14 protein-coding genes and 1 pseudogene are annotated in these 14,887 nt (G+C 71.3%); 5 read left to right on the top strand and 10 right to left on the bottom strand.

Annotated elements, in window-relative coordinates:
• Positions 1-64 precede the first annotated feature (64 nt).
• Together SM757_RS06805 and SM757_RS06800 are read right to left on the bottom strand one after the other, a co-directional pair.
• Complete coding sequence (locus SM757_RS06805; protein ID WP_322464884.1) at positions 65-538, bottom strand: MaoC family dehydratase; 474 nt, start codon at positions 536-538, stop codon at positions 65-67.
• A gap of 14 nt (positions 539-552) precedes the next feature.
• Positions 553-1,152 (bottom strand): TetR/AcrR family transcriptional regulator, encoded by a 600-nt coding sequence (locus tag SM757_RS06800; RefSeq protein ID WP_066336188.1) that lies wholly within the window; start codon positions 1,150-1,152, stop codon positions 553-555.
• Between the two features lie 87 nt (positions 1,153-1,239).
• Here SM757_RS06800 and SM757_RS06795 point away from each other — a divergent pair, with 87 nt between their 5' ends.
• The 3 genes from SM757_RS06795 to SM757_RS06785 all read left to right on the top strand — a co-directional run bounded on the left by SM757_RS06795 (position 1,240) and on the right by SM757_RS06785 (position 3,738).
• On the top strand, positions 1,240-2,469 hold the full coding sequence (locus SM757_RS06795; RefSeq protein ID WP_322464883.1) for an MFS transporter: 1,230 nt from the start codon (positions 1,240-1,242) through the stop codon (positions 2,467-2,469).
• A 135-nt stretch (positions 2,470-2,604) separates the two neighbouring features.
• On the top strand, positions 2,605-2,841 hold the full coding sequence (locus SM757_RS06790) for a hypothetical protein (protein WP_322464882.1): 237 nt from the start codon (positions 2,605-2,607) through the stop codon (positions 2,839-2,841).
• Positions 2,842-3,369: 528 nt separating this feature from the next.
• Positions 3,370-3,738, top strand: coding sequence for a hypothetical protein (locus tag SM757_RS06785; protein WP_157118932.1), 369 nt, complete (start codon positions 3,370-3,372; stop codon positions 3,736-3,738).
• A 30-nt stretch (positions 3,739-3,768) separates the two neighbouring features.
• On the opposite strand, the gene SM757_RS06780 is transcribed toward SM757_RS06785, so the two are convergent.
• From SM757_RS06780 to SM757_RS06765, 4 genes and pseudogenes are all read right to left on the bottom strand, one after another.
• The gene (locus SM757_RS06780) at positions 3,769-4,755 is read right to left on the bottom strand and encodes a Bug family tripartite tricarboxylate transporter substrate binding protein (protein ID WP_322464881.1); all 987 of its coding nucleotides are present in this window, start codon (positions 4,753-4,755) and stop codon (positions 3,769-3,771) included.
• 56 nt (positions 4,756-4,811) lie between these two features.
• Positions 4,812-5,159: an NIPSNAP family protein gene (locus SM757_RS06775; protein WP_066336211.1), complete on the bottom strand. Its 348-nt coding sequence runs from the start codon at positions 5,157-5,159 to the stop codon at positions 4,812-4,814.
• Complete coding sequence (locus tag SM757_RS06770; RefSeq protein ID WP_322464880.1) at positions 5,149-6,912, bottom strand: FAD-dependent oxidoreductase; 1,764 nt, start codon at positions 6,910-6,912, stop codon at positions 5,149-5,151. The genes SM757_RS06775 and SM757_RS06770 overlap by 11 nt, the downstream gene beginning before the upstream one ends.
• 79 nt (positions 6,913-6,991) lie before the next feature.
• Positions 6,992-7,639 (bottom strand): annotated as a pseudogene (locus SM757_RS06765) (SDR family NAD(P)-dependent oxidoreductase); the annotation flags it as partial.
• A gap of 2 nt (positions 7,640-7,641) precedes the next feature.
• Here SM757_RS06765 and SM757_RS06760 point away from each other — a divergent pair.
• Positions 7,642-8,313, top strand: coding sequence for a helix-turn-helix domain-containing protein (locus SM757_RS06760; protein WP_322464879.1), 672 nt, complete (start codon positions 7,642-7,644; stop codon positions 8,311-8,313).
• 165 nt (positions 8,314-8,478) lie between these two features.
• On the opposite strand, the gene SM757_RS06755 is transcribed toward SM757_RS06760, so the two are convergent.
• A complete protein-coding gene (locus tag SM757_RS06755) occupies positions 8,479-9,792 on the bottom strand; it encodes a sulfatase family protein (protein WP_322464924.1) in 1,314 nt (437 codons plus the stop codon).
• Positions 9,793-9,809: 17 nt separating this feature from the next.
• A complete protein-coding gene (locus SM757_RS06750; RefSeq protein ID WP_322464878.1) occupies positions 9,810-10,787 on the bottom strand; it encodes a Bug family tripartite tricarboxylate transporter substrate binding protein in 978 nt (325 codons plus the stop codon).
• 112 nt (positions 10,788-10,899) lie between these two features.
• On the opposite strand from SM757_RS06750, the gene SM757_RS06745 reads away from it, so the two are divergent.
• Positions 10,900-11,787 (top strand): LysR family transcriptional regulator, encoded by an 888-nt coding sequence (locus SM757_RS06745; RefSeq protein WP_322464877.1) that lies wholly within the window; start codon positions 10,900-10,902, stop codon positions 11,785-11,787.
• Positions 11,788-11,894: 107 nt separating this feature from the next.
• On the opposite strand, the gene SM757_RS06740 is transcribed toward SM757_RS06745, so the two are convergent.
• Together SM757_RS06740 and SM757_RS06735 are read right to left on the bottom strand one after the other, a co-directional pair.
• The gene (locus SM757_RS06740; RefSeq protein ID WP_322464876.1) at positions 11,895-12,743 is read right to left on the bottom strand and encodes a hypothetical protein; all 849 of its coding nucleotides are present in this window, start codon (positions 12,741-12,743) and stop codon (positions 11,895-11,897) included.
• A 64-nt stretch (positions 12,744-12,807) separates the two neighbouring features.
• Complete coding sequence (locus SM757_RS06735) at positions 12,808-14,868, bottom strand: tetratricopeptide repeat-containing sulfotransferase family protein (RefSeq protein WP_322464875.1); 2,061 nt, start codon at positions 14,866-14,868, stop codon at positions 12,808-12,810.
• Positions 14,869-14,887: the final 19 nt, after the last annotated feature.

Here is a 14,887-nt window from a genome sequence, read left to right as displayed (position 1 = left end):
AGCCCATCCTTGCGCGCCACGCCACAGGCGTGGGCCCAGGCGTCTCAGGCTGGCGCAGGCCGCTTCACGCCGTTGCGGCCTGGGGCCGCCGCAACACCAGCAGCCGCGCGGTCATGCTTTGCACGCACTCGCCGCGCTGGTTCAGCGTTTCCGAGCGGCAGGTCACGATGCCGCGATCGGCCTTGGAGCGCGACGGGGCGACGTCAAGCACCGTCGTGCTCACGCGCAGCAAGTCGCCGGGGCGCGTGGGCCGCGGCCATTGCAGCTCGGTGCCCGCGCCTATGACGCCGCAGCCAAAGGGCAGGCTTTCCACCAGCAGGCGCATAGTGAGGGCGGCCGTGTGCCACCCGCTGGCGGCCAGGCCGCCGAACACGCTGGCGCGGGCCGCCGCTTCGTCCAGATGAAAAGGCTGCGGATCAAAGCGCGCCGCGAAGCTCCGCACCTCGTCCGCCTCGACCAGCAGCGTGCCGCTTTCGAAGCGGTCGCCCACGGCCAGGTTGTCCAGGTACAGCGGTTGTCCAGCGGTGTGAGCGGCCATGGCGGTGCAGGTTTTCAGGTTGAGGAACCGGCTGCGAGCGCCGCATCCAGCATCACTTGCGCCGCGCCGCGTGCCGTTTCGGCCGCCTCGGCGCCGGTGCCGACTTGCGAGGCGGCCAGGGCGCCGTCGTAGAGCAGCGCGAGCTGCCGCGCCAAGCCGGCGGCATCGGCCACGCCGGCTTCCCGCGCCAGCGACGTGAACAGCTCGCGCAGCCAGCCGCGGGCCTCGTCGCACACCGCCTTCACGCCCGCGCTGGGCTGCGTCTCGGCCGTGACGCGGGTGAACGCGCAGCCGCGGAAGCCCGGCGCCGCCGTGGCTTCGCACAGCGCGTCGAACACGCCCAGCAGCTTCTGGCGCGGGGTGTCGCAACGCTCCAGGCGCTGCGTGATGCGTGCCTTGCGCACCTCGTGCCGCGCCTGGAGGTAGGCGCGTATGAGCTCGTCCTTGCTGCCGAAACAGTCGTACAGCGACGCCTTGGCCACGCCGGCGCGCTCGATCACCCGGTCGATGCCCACGGTATGGATGCCGCCTTCGTAAAACAGCTCGTCCGCCGCGGCCAGCAGCCGCTCGCGTGCGGAACGGGGTGCGGGATCGGCATTGCGTTTGGTGGCCATGACTTGAATCTACCAGACAGGTCTGTACACTTCAAGCAATCAGACAGATCGGTCTGTCTGCAAAGCTTCACTTTGACAGGAGTTGCCGTGACCTGTGCCAACCCCACGTCCCCGCCCGCGCTGCCCATGCCGCGCACGAGGCGCTTGCCCCCTCAGGGCGCTTTCGTGCTCAAGGCATCCATGGCGCTGAGCTTCCTGGCGGGCTCCAGCGCGCCCACGCCGCTGTACGCGGTCTATCAGGCGCAGTGGGGCTTCTCATCGACCATGCTGACCCTGGTGTTCGGGGTGTATGCCATCGCGGTGCTGCTGGCGCTGCTGGTGGCGGGGCGCTTGTCGGACCATGTGGGCCGGCGTCCCGTGCTGATGGCGGCTGCCGCGGCGCAGGCCCTGACCATGGTGGTGTTCGCGCTGGCCGGCGACGTGGGCGACTTGCTGCTGGCGCGGGTGCTGCAGGGGCTGTCCACCGGTGCCGCGGTCGCCGCGGTGGGCGCCGGGCTGCTGGACCTGGACCGTGCCCGCGGTGCGGTGGCCAACGCCGTGGCGCCCATGCTGGGCACGGCGGTGGGCGGCATCCTGGCCGGCTCGCTGGTGCAGTACCTGCCGCAGCCGACGCACCTGGTCTATGCCGTCATGGGCGCGGTGTTCGTCCTGCAGGGCGTGGCGCTGGCCTTCGTGGGCGAGACGGCCGAGCGGCGGCCTGGGGCGCTGGCTTCGCTGCGCCCGCAACTGAGCGTGCCGGCGCACGTGGTCAAGCCGCTGCTGCTGGTCACGCCGGCCATCGTGGCGGCTTGGGCGGTGGCGGGCTTCTACGGCTCGCTTGGGCCGACGCTGCTGCGCAGCCTGGCCGGGTCGGCCTCTTTCCTGTTGGGCGGGCTGGCGCTGTTCGTTCTGGCCGGCAGCGGTGCGCTGGCGGTGCTGGCGCTGCGGCAACGCTCCGCGCAGCGGCTGTTGCGCATAGGCACCAGCTTGCTGCCCGCCGGCTTGGCTGTGGTCATGGTGGCGCTGGCAACGCACTCGGTGGGGGTGTTCCTGGCCGGCACGGCGATGGCGGGCGTGGGCTTCGGCACGGCGTTCCAGGGCGCGCTGCGCACGCTGGTCGGTCCGCTGGCCGCGCACCAGCGCGCCGGCGTGCTGTCGGCGCTGTTCATCCTGTCCTACCTGGCCATGGGCGTGCCGGCCATGGTGGCCGGCTGGCGCCTGGCCCAGGGCGGGGACATCCTGCTCATCGCGCAGGCCTTCGACGGCGTGGTGCTGCTGCTGGCCGTGCTGGCGCTGCTGGGCACGTTCGTCCGGCAGGAGGCTGCGGCGTCGTCGTGACGGCAGCCCGCACGGCTTGGAAGGCATCCGTCTCTTTGAACCATTGCGGCACAGGCGGCTACTCAGCCTTGCCGGTCGCTGCGGCGGGACCTGCCGCCGCCTGACTGGGAGACCGCAACCTGCAAGGAGATGGCCATGGATGGGAAGTCGAAGCTGCGCGCCTTGGGGCTGGTGCTGGCGATGGTGGCGAGCGCAGCCGGCACGGGCTGGGCGCTCCAGCTGCCCTTGACGGCCGTGGTGGCCGATGCCGGTGCCGTCGACATGCCGACGCCGGCCGGCACGCCCGTGCCCAGCGTGCAAGGGGTCGGCACGGAAGCCTCCGCCGGCCTGGAGGCCATGTCGGCCACGGGTGCCGCTGCCGTACAGCAGTGACTGCGGCGCCCGCAAGACTTGCCACGGCTTGCGGCTCCCGACAGGGGCAGGCGCCATGGACCGGGGGTGTGCCTGGGTTTAGCCAACCGTTACGCAGGAGGCCGCCTGGCTAAGCCTCGTCTAATTTTTCGCCGCCACGATGCCTCTCAGGTGCTTGCAGACGCAACTGCAATGCAGCCTGGGTTTACCGGGTGATTCGCAGGGTGGGTTGACTGTTTGTCTTCTCCAGGTTCCTTATTCCCACCCCGCGCAGCTTCGGCTGCCGCCCGCTTTGTTCTCCTGTCCGCATCGAGCCCAACGGCGCGGCGGCACCGCGACCCTTCAGGTCGTGGCGCTGCCGCGCGTGACCGGGGCCGCTCTGTGCTGGACGCGCAGGCGTGGCACAAGGCCTGCACTTCTGCCCATAACGCAAACGTCGCAGTGAACAACCACACCTCGCCCAACCCTGTCCGTGGCATGCCCGATGGCGGTGACCATCCGCTGTACGGTGCAAGGCCATGCACGCGCGATGCCGTTGCATTGCAAACCGTGGCCTCGCGATTGACGCAGCCCGTGCAGCAGCTCCTGCAGCGCTGGCAAGCGCTGCAACAGGACGTGTGCCGGGCCCGGCATGCAGGCGATCCGCAGCGCATTCACCACTATGTGCTCGGCGGCGCCAAGCTGGCGCGGCTGGGCGTGTTCGACGAGGTGAGCGTGCTGCGGCACATGGCCAAGCTGCTGCTGCACACCGCGCGCGATCCGGCGCTGCCGCTGTGGTGGTGCAAGGCCTGCGTGGAGCAGCTTGCCGCGGCGCTGAGCGATTTGCAGGGCCTGCTCGGCCCTCGCGGCACGCGCACGGCGGCAGCCATTGGTGCGGCGCTGCGGCAAGCCGGCTCAGCCCACGCCGCGCCGTGCTGAAGGCCACGGGGCGCGGGCTGCATGCCGACTTCAGTCGATGGCGATCCGGCGTTCCTTGATCAGGGCGGAGAGCAGCTTCGTTTCGTCCGCGACCGTCTTGTGGAACGTGGCGCTGTCCTGGGCCACGGGTTCGACGCCCAGCTCCGCGAAGCGTTGCTTCACTTCCGGCAGCGCCACGGCCTTGGCGACCTCGCGGCTCAGCCGCGCCACCACCTCCGCCGGCGTGGCCGCGGGCGCGAACAGGCCGAACCAGTTGCCCAGCTCCACGCCCTTGATGCCGGCCTCGGCCAGCGTGGGCGCGTCCGGGAAGAAGGGGGAGCGCCGGGTGCCGGTCACCGCCAGCAGCCGGGCGCGGCCTTCGCGGATGTGGCTGAAGCCGCTGGCGGGGTCGAAGTAGTAGTCGATCTGGCCGGCCAGCAGGTCCTGCAGCGCCGGTGCCGCGCCCCGGTAGGGCACGTGCACGGCGTCCATGCCGGCCTGCTGCTTGAACAGCTCGCCCACCAGGTGCATCTGCGTGCCGGGGCCGCCTGAGCCGTAGGTGAGCTTGCCGGGGCTGGCCTTGGCCAATTGCACCAGCTCGGCGGCGCTCTTCACCGGCAAATCCTTGCGGACCACCAGGTACAGCTGCGTATGGCCCATGCTGACCACGGGCTGCAGGTCGCGCTCGGGGTTGAGCGCGGGCTTGAAGAGGGAGGGGTTGGCCGTCTGCACCGAGATCGGCGCCACCATCAGCGTGTAGCCGTCGGCCGGCGCCTTGCCGACCTCGCTGACCGCCAGGTTGCCGCTGGCACCGGGCTTGTTGTCGATGATGACGGTCTGCCCAAGCGCCTTTTGCAGCGGCACGGCCACCACGCGCGCCATGACGTCGGTGGTGCCGCCCGGCGGGAAGCCCACCACCATGCGTATGGGTTTGCTGGGCCAGGGCTGCTGCGCGAGCGCGGGCAGCGCGGCACCCAGCGCGCACAGCGCGGTGGCGGCCTGCACGAGGCGGCGGCGGAATGTGGGCGTCTTCGTCATGGCTTGTCTCCTTGTGGTCTGGATGAATGGACAGGCGGGCCCGGGGTTGGGCCGCTTCAGGCCCGCTGCTTCAGGCTGGGCAGCTCGATGCGGCGGATGAGCCGGTTCTCCTGCGCCACGATCAGCTGCGCCGAGGCTTGCAGGTAGGCCGGGAAGGCGGGGTGGCTGTCGCGCAGCGCGCTGCGCCGCTCGTACTCGGCCAGGCTCTCGTAGGCCCAGAGGTGGACGAACTGGTTCAGCGGCCCCACTTGGCTGACGTGAAAGCCCAGGGGCTGGCCCAGGGTCTCCAGCAGCACCGGCATGGCCAGCCGGTCGAACACCTCGATGAACTCGTTCATCCGGCGCAGCGCGATGGTGTAGACGCGGTGGTCCACCAGCGGGTAGCGGGCCAGGTCAGGCGGCATGGTGCAGCTCCCCGGCCGGCGCCTGTTGCGACGGCGCGTTCAGTGTTTCCACGCCGGCGATGTGGCGGGCGGTGATGTAGCCGAAGGTCATGATGGGCCCCAGCGTGATGCCGGCGCCGGGGTAGTTACCGCCCATGATGCTGGCGCGGTCGTTGCCCACGGCATAGAGGCCGGCGATGGGCGCGTCGCGCCCGTCCAGCACGCAGCCGGCCACGTCGGTGCGTATGCCGTCGAAGGTGCCCAGGTCGCCCATCACCACCTTGAGCGCGTAGTAGGGCCCCTGCCCAATGGGCGCCACGCAGGGGTTGGGCCGTTGGGCGGGGTCGGCCAGGTAGCGGTTGAAGCTGGTGCCGCCGCGGCCGAACTGCTCGTCCACGCCGCGCACGGCGCCCGCGTTGTACTCGCGCACGGTGCGCTCCAGCCCGGCCGGGTCCAGGCCGGCGTTGCGGGCCAGCTCGGCCAGCGTGCGGCCTTTGGCCAGGTAGCCGCTCTTGAGGAAGGACCGCAGCGGCATGGGCGCAGGTTTCACATGGCCCAGGCCGTACTTGCGGATCGTGAGGTGGTCGCAGACCAGCCACATCGCCGTCTCGCGCTCGCCCTCGCAGGCCTTGACCATCGCGGCGCCCACGTCGTGGTAGCTCTCGGACTCGTTGCAAAAGCGCCGGCCCCGGCGCGTGACGCCGATGATCCCGGGCTTGTAGCGGTCCAGCAGGTGCGGGAACACGCCCACGCGGCCCTGTCCCAGCGGCACCCGGGACACCGGCATCCAGGCCGCCGGCTGCGGGTAGCGCAGGGGCACGCTGCCGCCGGCCTGCTCGGCCATGCGCGCGCCGTCGCCGGTGTTGCCCTGGGGCACGGGCGAGACATGCTCGCCGCCGCGCTTGACGTGCGGGTAGGCCGCCTGCAGCCGCCGCACGTCGTGCGAGAAGCCGCCGCAGGCCAGCACCACGCCACGGCGGGCGCGGATCTCGAACTCGCCCTGCGCATCCCGCACGCGGGCGCCGGCCACGGCAGCACCGTCCTGCAGCAGTTGCTGCGCCGGCGTGCCGGTCAGGATGGGAATGCCCAGGTCCAGCGCACTCTTGGCCAGGCGCGCCGCCAGCGCGTTGCCGCTGGTGACGTTGATGCCGCGCCCGTAGCGCGCCAGCTCCAGCAAGTGGCGCGCAAGCCGCTTGACGACGTAGCCGAACGACGCGAGCGACCGGGTGGCGTTGAAGAAGTGCTTCAGGTCCGCGTTGGAGCTGTTGAACATCATGCCGATGAAGGTGATGGTCTCCAGCGGCGGGCGCAGCCGCGCCCTGTCGGCTCCCAGGCCGCGGATGTCGTAGGGCGCGGCCAGGATGGAGCGGCCCACGTCGACGCCGCCCGGCACCGTGGGGTGGTAGTCCGGGTAGAGCGTGGGCACGAATTTCACCGTGGTCTCGCGCTCGAAGAACTCGACCATCTCCGGCGCCTTGTCCAGGAAGGCCTCGACGGCGGCTTCGTCGAAGAAGGCGCCGCACTCGTTCTTCAGGTACTGGCGCGCGGCCTCGCGGCTGTCGCGCACGCCGGCGGCCTGGGCGTGCGGGTTGCCGGGAATCCACAGCACGCCGCCGGAAAAGGCGGTGGTGCCGCCGAAGACGGTGTCTTTCTCGATGACAACGACGTCCAGGCCGTGCTTCCTGGCGGTGATGGCGGTGGACAGGCCGCCCGCGCCCGCGCCTATGACGAGCAGGTCGCAGTGCCGTGTCCGGGGTGGGTGATTGGCGCCCATGCGGCAGCCCTCCTGTATGAGGAGAAAGTGGGAAAGGAATGGGCCGGTGCGCGCGTGGCGCGGGTTGCGGCCCGGGAGCTCAGGCAGGGGTGGCGTTGAAGCCGGGCCGGGGCACCAGGTCCATGAGCATGGTGTCCATGCCGCCGTCCACCACCAGCTCGGCGCCGTTGAGGTAGCCGCTGCGCGGGCTGGCCAGGAACAGCGCGGCGTTGGCGATGTCCAGGGGTTCGCCCACGCGGCGGCTGGCGGTGAGGGCGGCGCGGCGGGCCTCGAAGCCCGGCTCCTCGTAGAACTTGGCCGACAGCGGGGTGCGGATCATGCCGGGACAGATGGCATTGCTGCGCAGGCCCAGCGGACCCCATTCGGCCGCGAGCTGGCGCGACATCAGCAGCACGCCAGCCTTGCTGGCGCTGTAGGCGCCGCTGCGCGTTTGCGGATGCAGCGCGGCGATGGAGGCGACGTTGACGATGCTGCCCTGGCCGGCGGCCTGCAGTTGCGGGCGAAACGCCCGTGCGCACAGCAACTGGCCGGTGAGGTTGACGGCCAGCACCGCGTTCCACTCCTCGACCGTGACGCTGTCCAGCGCCGCCGGGCGCAGCATGCCGGCGTTGTTGACCAGCACGCCGCAGTCGCCCAGCTCGTGCCGCACGCGCCGCGCGGCGTCCTGCACGCTGGCTTCGCGGCTGACGTCGCATTCCAGCGCGAAGGCGGTGCCGCCGGCTGATCGTGGTGCCGGCCAACGCCGTGCACGGCTTTCACTTTCTGGCCGACACCGACGGCCACGTCATCACGGCTGCGCAGCGGCCGCTGGAGGCGGCCGTCAAGGCGGTGGCGCCGGAGCTGCTGCCCATGCTGCGCAGGCCGGCGGTGCTGCTGGTGGATGCGGCCAGCCGGGCCGCCGAGGCGCTGCCGCCGCTGTTCGAGGCCATGGAGCGCGAAACGCGCGTGCACGAGGCGGGGCAGATGGCGGTGGGCCTGTCGCTGCTGGTGGCGCTGCTGGTGCAGGTGGCGCGCATAGGCGCGGCGCAGCCCGGCGACGAGGACGCGGTGCTGCGCTCGCGCAAGGCGCAGCAGGTGGAGCGGTTCAAGGCGCTGGTGGAGGCGCGCTTTCGGGAGCGCGTGTCCATCGAGGACTATGGCCAGGCGCTGGGTGTGAGCGCCGGGCAGCTCAGCCGGCTTTGCCGCGAGGTGCTGGGCATTTCGGCGCTGGACGTGGTCAATGCCCGCGTCGTGCACGAGGCGCAGCGCGAGCTGGCCTATTCGCTGCTGAGCATCAAGCAGATCGCCGCGGTGCTGGGCTTCGAGGACGAAGCCTATTTCGGCCGCTTTTTCAAGAAGCACACCGGGCACCGGCCCACCGATTTCCGCGCCATGGCCCAGCGGCGGCTGGCGGCCGCTTGAGGCTTGGACACGAAAGCGCCGCCATCCGATGTCCTGCAAAGGCTGCCGACGCGAAACTGGCCGGAAACCTGGCCGCGCAGGGGCTGGCGCTGGCCGGCAACGACACCCCGATCCTGTTCCCCTCCACGGTCAAATGCCGCAATGCCACGCTGCCAAGGAGGTCCCTCAGTGCGAGGCCCGCGGGATGTCGGCGTCGCCGAACACCAGCCGGGCCTGCGCCTCGGCCGGGATGGGCGGCATCTGCGCGGCCCAGGCCTGCCAGCGTTGTCGCATGGCCGCCAGCCGCGCGGGCTCGCGCTGGGCCAGGTTGGCGCGCTCGCGCTCGTCCTGGCCCAGGTCGAACAGGTACTCGTGGCCGTCCATGGCCAGGTATTTCCAGCAGCCTTCCAGCAGCGCGGCCTGTTGACGGTGCAACATGCGCCAGTACAGGGGCCGCTGCGGGTTCCACGCCGGGTCGCGCAACAGCGGCAGCAGGCTGATGCCGTCCAGCGGGTACTCGGCGTGCGGCTGCACGCCGGCGGCATCCAGCAGGGTGGCGCACCAGTCCATGGTCAGCGCGGGCGTGGCGCTGGTGCCGCCGGGCGCGATGCGTGCGGGCCAGCGCGCGATCAGCGGCACGCGGATGCCGCCTTCGAGCAAGTCCATCTTTTGGCCGACGAAGGGCCAGTTGTCGGAGAAGCGCTCGCCGCCGTTGTCGCTGGTGAAGACCACCAGCGTGTTGTCGGCCAGGCCGCGGGCCTCCAAGGCGGCCAGCACGCGGCCTATGCCCTCGTCCATCTGCTGGATCATGCGCCGGTAGGTGGCCAGCGAGCCGCCGTCCACGTGGTTGATGCGCCCGCCGATGCGCTGCGACTCGGCATGGTCCTCGCGCGTTTCCCAGGGCCAGTGCGGCGCCGTGTAATGCAGGCTCAGCAGGAAGGGCTCGCCGGCGCGGGCCTGCTCGACGAAGCGCACGGCGCGGTCGCTCAGGGCGTCGGTGAGGTAGCCGTGGTCCTCGGCCGGCGTCTCACCGTCCCACAGGTCGCGCTTGCCAACGCTGTCGGTGTACTGGAAATAGTCCACGCCGCCGGACAGCGGGCCGAAGAACTCCTGGTAGCCGCTCTTGAGCGGGCCGAAGTGCGGCGGGTAGCCCAGGTGCCATTTGCCCACCAGCGCGGTGCGGTAGCCCGCGTCGCGCAGCAGCGAGGGCAGCGTCGGGTGCTGCGGCGGCAGGCCGACGATCTTGTCGCCGCGGTAGCGCCCGGTCAGCGGCTCCTCCGCCGCGCCGCGCAGGCGGTACTGCCAGCGGCCCGTGATCAGCGCGAAGCGCGTGGGCGAGCACACGGGCGAGTTGGCGTAGCCGTGCGTGAAGAGCAGCCCCTGGGCCGCCATGCGGTCCAGGTGCGGCGACACCGGCGCGCGCGCGCCCGTGCAGCCAAGGTCGGCATAGCCGAGGTCGTCGGCCATGATGAAGATGAAGTTGGGACGGGTGTTGGACAGGTCGGACATGACGGGGCTCACTGGTCGGCGGTGATGCGGCGTTCCTGGATGACGCGCGTCCAGCGCACGCGCCCCTCGCGCAACAGCGTGGCGGTCTGCTCGGGGCCGGCATTCACGGGCACCATGTCCAGCGCGCGCAGCCGCTGCGCCACGCCCTCCTGCGCCAGTGCGCGTGCCGTTTCCTCATGCAGCCGCTTCACGATCGCGTCCGGCGTGCCCTTGGGCGCCATGAGCACGAAGCTGAAGTCGGTGGTGGCGCCGGCCAGGCCCAGCTCCTCCACCGTGGGCACCTGGGGCGCCAGCGGCGAGCGCTTGCTGCCCGAGACGGCCAGCGCCTTGAGGCGGCCCGCGCTCACGTGCTGGGCGACTGAAGGAATGGCGACGAAGCCGGCGGGAATCTGGCCGCCCAGCAGGTCCGTCACGGCGGGCGCGTTCCCGCGGTAAGGCACATGGTTGAGCTGCGCATGGATCAGCGAGCCCAGCGCCTCCATCGTCAGGTGTCCCGGGCTGGCGTTGCCGGCGGAACCGTAGTTCAGGCCTTTGCGCGCCTGGTCGATGAAGCCCTTGAAGTCCTGGATGCCGCTGGCCGGCGTGACCACCAGCATCTGGCTGAAGCTGGCCGTCGTGGCCACGGGGCGCAGGTCCCGCTCGGCGTCGAACCCCATGCGCTTGCCGTAGAGGGCCGGGTTGGCGGTGAGGCTGGTGTCCAGCGTCAGCAGCAGCGTGTAGCCGTCTCCCGGCGCGCGGGCCACCGCCTGTGCGCCGATGTTGCCCGTGGCGCCCGCGCGGTTGTCCACCACCACGGTTTGCTTCAGGCCGGCGCCGAGCTGCTCGGCCACTGCGCGCGCCACCGCATCCAGCGGCCCGCCGGCGGGGAAGGGTGCGATCAGCGTGATGGGTTTCGAAGGCCAGGCCTGCGGCTGGGCCTGCACGGCGCCAGCCGCCAGGGCCAGCGCCGCGGCGGCCAGCAGCCGGCGACGGGAAGCTTGTGTCATGGCTTGTCTCCAGGGCACGTCGGCGTGCCTCGCGTGTTGGGATGGCTCAAATGCTGAGCGCGCCGGCGCCCCGTCACAACCCTGGCCGCAGCCTGTCGTATAAGTCGTTCTTATGTATTTGAAGCACCTGCACTACCTGCAGCTCGTGATCCAGCATGGCAGCCAGGCCGCCGCGGCCCGCGCGGCCGGCGTGAGCCAGAGCGCCATCGCGCAGGCTATGCAGGCGCTGCAGCGGCATTGGGGCTGCGTGCTGTTCGAAACTTCCGGACGGGGGAAGCGGCCCACGCCCGCGGCGCTGGAGGCTGCCCGGCGTGCTGCCGCGCTGCAGCGCGGCGTGGAGAGCCTGCCGCGGGACTGGGCGCTGCAGGTGGCCGGCCCCGCCATGCCCGGCCTGCGCGTGGGCATGGCGCCGGCGGCGGCGCTGCTTTACGCGCCGGTGATAGAGCGGCACTGGCGTGAGCGGGAACCCGAGGGGCTGCTGCGCATCAGCGGTGGAACGGCGCAGGAGCAGTTCGCGGCGCTGGAGCATGGCGAGCTGGATCTGGCGATCGTGCCCAGGCCACGCGGCTGGCATTCCAACGGCCTGCGCAGCCAACCGCTGCATACCAGCGCGCCTTTTGTCGTGGCCCGGCAGGGCCATGCGCTGGCGGGCGCCGAATCGCTGGAGCAGATTGCGCACGCCGGTTGGGCCGTGGCCGGGCGCATGGGCACCGCGGGCAACACCATCGAAGAGGCGCACCGCGTGCGCGGCTGGCCACCGCCGCGGGTGCTGGCGCAGTGCGCCGACTACGGCGCGTTGCTGAACCTGGTCGCCCACAGCGAGCTGCTGGGCACGTTGCCGCACCCGGCGCTGCTGCGCGATCCGCAGCCCGCGGGCCTGGTGCGGCTGCCGCTGCGCGAGGGCCTGCCCCGTTACGAGGTCTGTGCGTTCTGGGACCCCTCGCGGTCAAGGCTGCTGGCGGCCTTGATCAAGGAACTGCGCGGTATGGCGCAGGCGTGAAGCCGGGCCCCGTGCCTGGCGCTTGTGCCGATGCGGCTGCTGAAGTCCGACGGCCGGCGTCACCAGGCACGCCGGGATCTACCGTGCAGCCACGCTCTCAGGCCTTGTCAGGCCCGCGCGACGCGCGAGGCGTTGGGCTTGGCGGCACAGAAGTAGCCGCCGCCCGGAATGGGCTGGCCCTTCTCGTCCAGCGCTGCCGGGTGGTAGCCGATGGCCTGCTGCGTGGAGCCGGCTTTGGCGCACACCGCGTCGCCGCGCGCGCGCAGCGCCTGCGGCACGGCGCCGAAGGCGGCCGGGCGGTCCCAGCCCAGCACGCCGTCGAGCCGGGTCAGCTGGGGCGCCTTCTCGGCGGGCTGGTCGCCCGTCTTCTTGCGGAAGCAGTAGAACCCGCCACCGGGCAAGGGCGCGCCGTCCGGGCCCGCCGCTTGCGGGTGGTAGGCAATGGCCTCGAACTCGATGCCCGCCAGCATGCAGGCCACGTCGCCCTTGGCCTGCAGCGCCGCGGGCACCTTGCCGAACGCGCCCGGCCGGTCCCAGGCCAGCGACGGCTGGCCGTCGCTGCCCTTGCGGGCCGACGGCGTCAGGCGCGGCGCCACGGCGTCGGGCTTGTCGCCATTGGGCTTGGGATAGCAGTAAAAGCCGCCGCCAGGCATGGCCTCGCCCTTGTCGTTGCGGGCCTCGGGGTGGTAGCCCAAGGCCTCCAGATCCACGCGGGCGGCCATGCAGGCGCCGTCGCCCACGGCCTTGAGGTCGCCGGCGACCTTGCCGAAGGCGCCCGGGCGGTCCCAGTCCAGCAGCGCGCGTCCCGTCTCGGGGTCCTTCTTGTCGGTCTGCACCAGCTTGGGCGGCGTGGCGTCGGGCTTCTCAGCCATCATCGGCACGGAGGCGCAGCCGCCGAGCAGCGCCACAAGGGACAGGGCCAGCGGGCCGGTGGAGAAGCGGAAAAGCTTGGTCATGTTGTCGTCTCGGATGCGTGCGCTATGGTTTGGGCGGCACTGGGAATGACTGTGTGGGGGTGTTTCAGGACGTGGCCGCGCCTGGCGCGGCCTGGCGGGCCTGGCTCAGCCGCTGCAGCTCGGCTTCGTAGGATTCGACGATGGGGCCGATCTCGGCCAGCAGCGGCTTGAGGTACTTCTCGTACTTGCGCCAGCGGCCCACCGACGAGTTGTAGATGGGCTGGCGCACCTGGCTGAGGCTGGCCGTCTTCACGGGACGCTCGGTCTCGTAGAAGCGCAGGCAGGCGTCGTCCCAGGGCAGGCCGATGTGGTCGATGATGCGCCGCGCCGAGGCTTCGAAGTCGGCCACGACCTCCTCGTACACCACCGACATCAGCATGCCCGGGGGCATGTTGGACTCCCAGTGCTGCATGTGCTCGTGGTAGGCGCGGTAGCACTTGCCCAGGTTGCGCAGGTCGTAGCTCCAGGGCATCCCGTCCGGGAAGAAGATGCGGTAGTTGGAGAGGCAACAATCCATGGGATGGCGCCGCGTGTGGATGATGCGCGCCCCGGGCAGCACGAAGGGGATCATGCCGGTCCAGAAGTAGTTGCCCGGCATCTTGTCCACCACGCGCTGCGCGTCGCCGCGGCCTGCGGCCTCGGCCAGCACCGAGATGGCCCGCACGTAGCGCTCGCCGCGCTCGCGAAAGCGCAGCGTGGCGCAGTTCAGGTCCACGCCGGGGATGTAGGTGGGTATCACGCCGGCGTCGCCGCTGGTCTGGATGCGGTTGCCGTTGACGGAGATGCCGTCGAGCACGCGGTGCAGCAGCTTGAGCTCGCCCGCGCCCACCGCCTGCGGGTGGCTGGCGATGATCTGCTCGGCCAGCGTCGTGCCCGAGCGCGGCATGCCCAGGACGAACACCGGCTTGCGGCTGGGGTCGCCGGGCTCCTGGAACGAGGCGTAGGTCTCGGGCCTCATGCCGATGCGCAGCGTGCGCAGCAGCCCGCTGGCCGCGGCGTGGCGGTAGGGCGTGAGGGCCGTTTGCTTGGCGCCGCCGATGCGGTAGTGGTCGAAGGCCGCGTCGAGCTCGCCCACGTCCTCGTAGGCCTTGGCCGCCGCGTAGTGCAGCTCGACCTGGCGCTCCTTGGCATAGGCCTCCATCGAGGCCAGCGCCTGGTTGATGTGGCGCAGCGCCGTATCGCCATAGGCGTACTTGTGCTCCACGCCATGCACGCGCAGCGTGGTCGGGTCCAGCGGGTCCAGCGCCATGACCTGCTCGAAGCTGGCCTGCGACTCGGCGATCTGCCCCATCTGGCGCTGCAGCACCGCCAGGTCGTACCACCACTGCTGGCGGCCGGACTCGCGTGCCAGCGCCTTTTGCAGCGCCTCGATGGCGTCGGCGTTGCGCTCCATACGGTGGCAGGCGCGGCTGTAGGCGATGAGGAACGGCGGCTCCTCGCGCCCCTGGGCCAGGAACGCGCCCATGGTGGCCAGCACCTGCTCCGGGCCATTGAACTGCGCCATCTGCAGCGACGTCCACTGCTCGACGGCGCCGGCCAGCACCGGCGTGCGCTGCATGAGCTGCTCGCACAGCGCCAGCGCCTCCGCGGGCCGGTCCACGCGCACCAGCAGCTTGCAGTGCGCCACGGCCAGCTCGTCGGTGTCGCGGATGCGCCGCAGCAGCACCACCGTGTCGAGCGCGCCGCGCATGTCGCCCTCGTCGCGCTGCAGCTCGAACAGCCGCCGTGCCGGCGTCTCCTCGGCCTTGAGGGCCAGCGCACGCATCAGCGCCTCGGTTTCGCCGGGGCGGTTGCCGCTGTGGTAGCGCACCAGCCCCAGCGTCATCCACACCCAGCGGTCGCCGGGCACGCGCTGTGCCTCCGCCAGCAGCAGCGGCTCGGCCCGCTCGTACTCCTCGGCGGCCAGGTGCAGCAGGATCTGCTCGCGGCGCAGCACCGGCAGGTTGGGGTGCTGCTTGAGCAGCACCTCCAACTGCTGGCGCGCCACCGGGAACAGCCCCTGCTTGCGCGAGCCTTCCGCGCGCGCCAGCGCCTGCGCCAGCTCCGCGCTCAGGCCGGGGTAGGCCTTCTGCAGTGCCGCGGCGTCGCCGCCGGCGGAAGGGTTGGAAGGAGCTCGTTCGTCCATGTGCTTGCCTCGTTCAGAC

Source organism: Azohydromonas lata (assembly GCF_034427735.1).
Taxonomy (GTDB): Bacteria; Pseudomonadota; Gammaproteobacteria; order Burkholderiales; family Burkholderiaceae_C; genus Azohydromonas; species Azohydromonas lata.
The sequence above is the reverse complement of the archived record's forward strand: the minus strand, read 5'-3'. Positions and strand labels throughout refer to the sequence as shown.

Excerpts from the sequence above, each read along its gene's own strand:
- SM757_RS06805 (WP_322464884.1), bottom strand. The coding sequence starts at position 538 with ATGGCCGCTCACACCGCTGGACAACCGCTGTACCTGGACAACCTGGCC.
- SM757_RS06800 (WP_066336188.1), bottom strand. The coding sequence starts at position 1,152 with ATGGCCACCAAACGCAATGCCGATCCCGCACCCCGTTCCGCACGCGAG.
- SM757_RS06790 (WP_322464882.1), top strand. The coding sequence starts at position 2,605 with ATGGATGGGAAGTCGAAGCTGCGCGCCTTGGGGCTGGTGCTGGCGATG.
- SM757_RS06780 (WP_322464881.1), bottom strand. The coding sequence starts at position 4,755 with ATGACGAAGACGCCCACATTCCGCCGCCGCCTCGTGCAGGCCGCCACC.
- SM757_RS06775 (WP_066336211.1), bottom strand. The coding sequence starts at position 5,159 with ATGCCGCCTGACCTGGCCCGCTACCCGCTGGTGGACCACCGCGTCTAC.
- SM757_RS06770 (WP_322464880.1), bottom strand. The coding sequence starts at position 6,912 with ATGGGCGCCAATCACCCACCCCGGACACGGCACTGCGACCTGCTCGTC.
- SM757_RS06750 (WP_322464878.1), bottom strand. The coding sequence starts at position 10,787 with ATGACACAAGCTTCCCGTCGCCGGCTGCTGGCCGCCGCGGCGCTGGCC.
- SM757_RS06745 (WP_322464877.1), top strand. The coding sequence starts at position 10,900 with ATGTATTTGAAGCACCTGCACTACCTGCAGCTCGTGATCCAGCATGGC.
- SM757_RS06740 (WP_322464876.1), bottom strand. The coding sequence starts at position 12,743 with ATGACCAAGCTTTTCCGCTTCTCCACCGGCCCGCTGGCCCTGTCCCTT.
- SM757_RS06735 (WP_322464875.1), bottom strand. The coding sequence starts at position 14,868 with ATGGACGAACGAGCTCCTTCCAACCCTTCCGCCGGCGGCGACGCCGCG.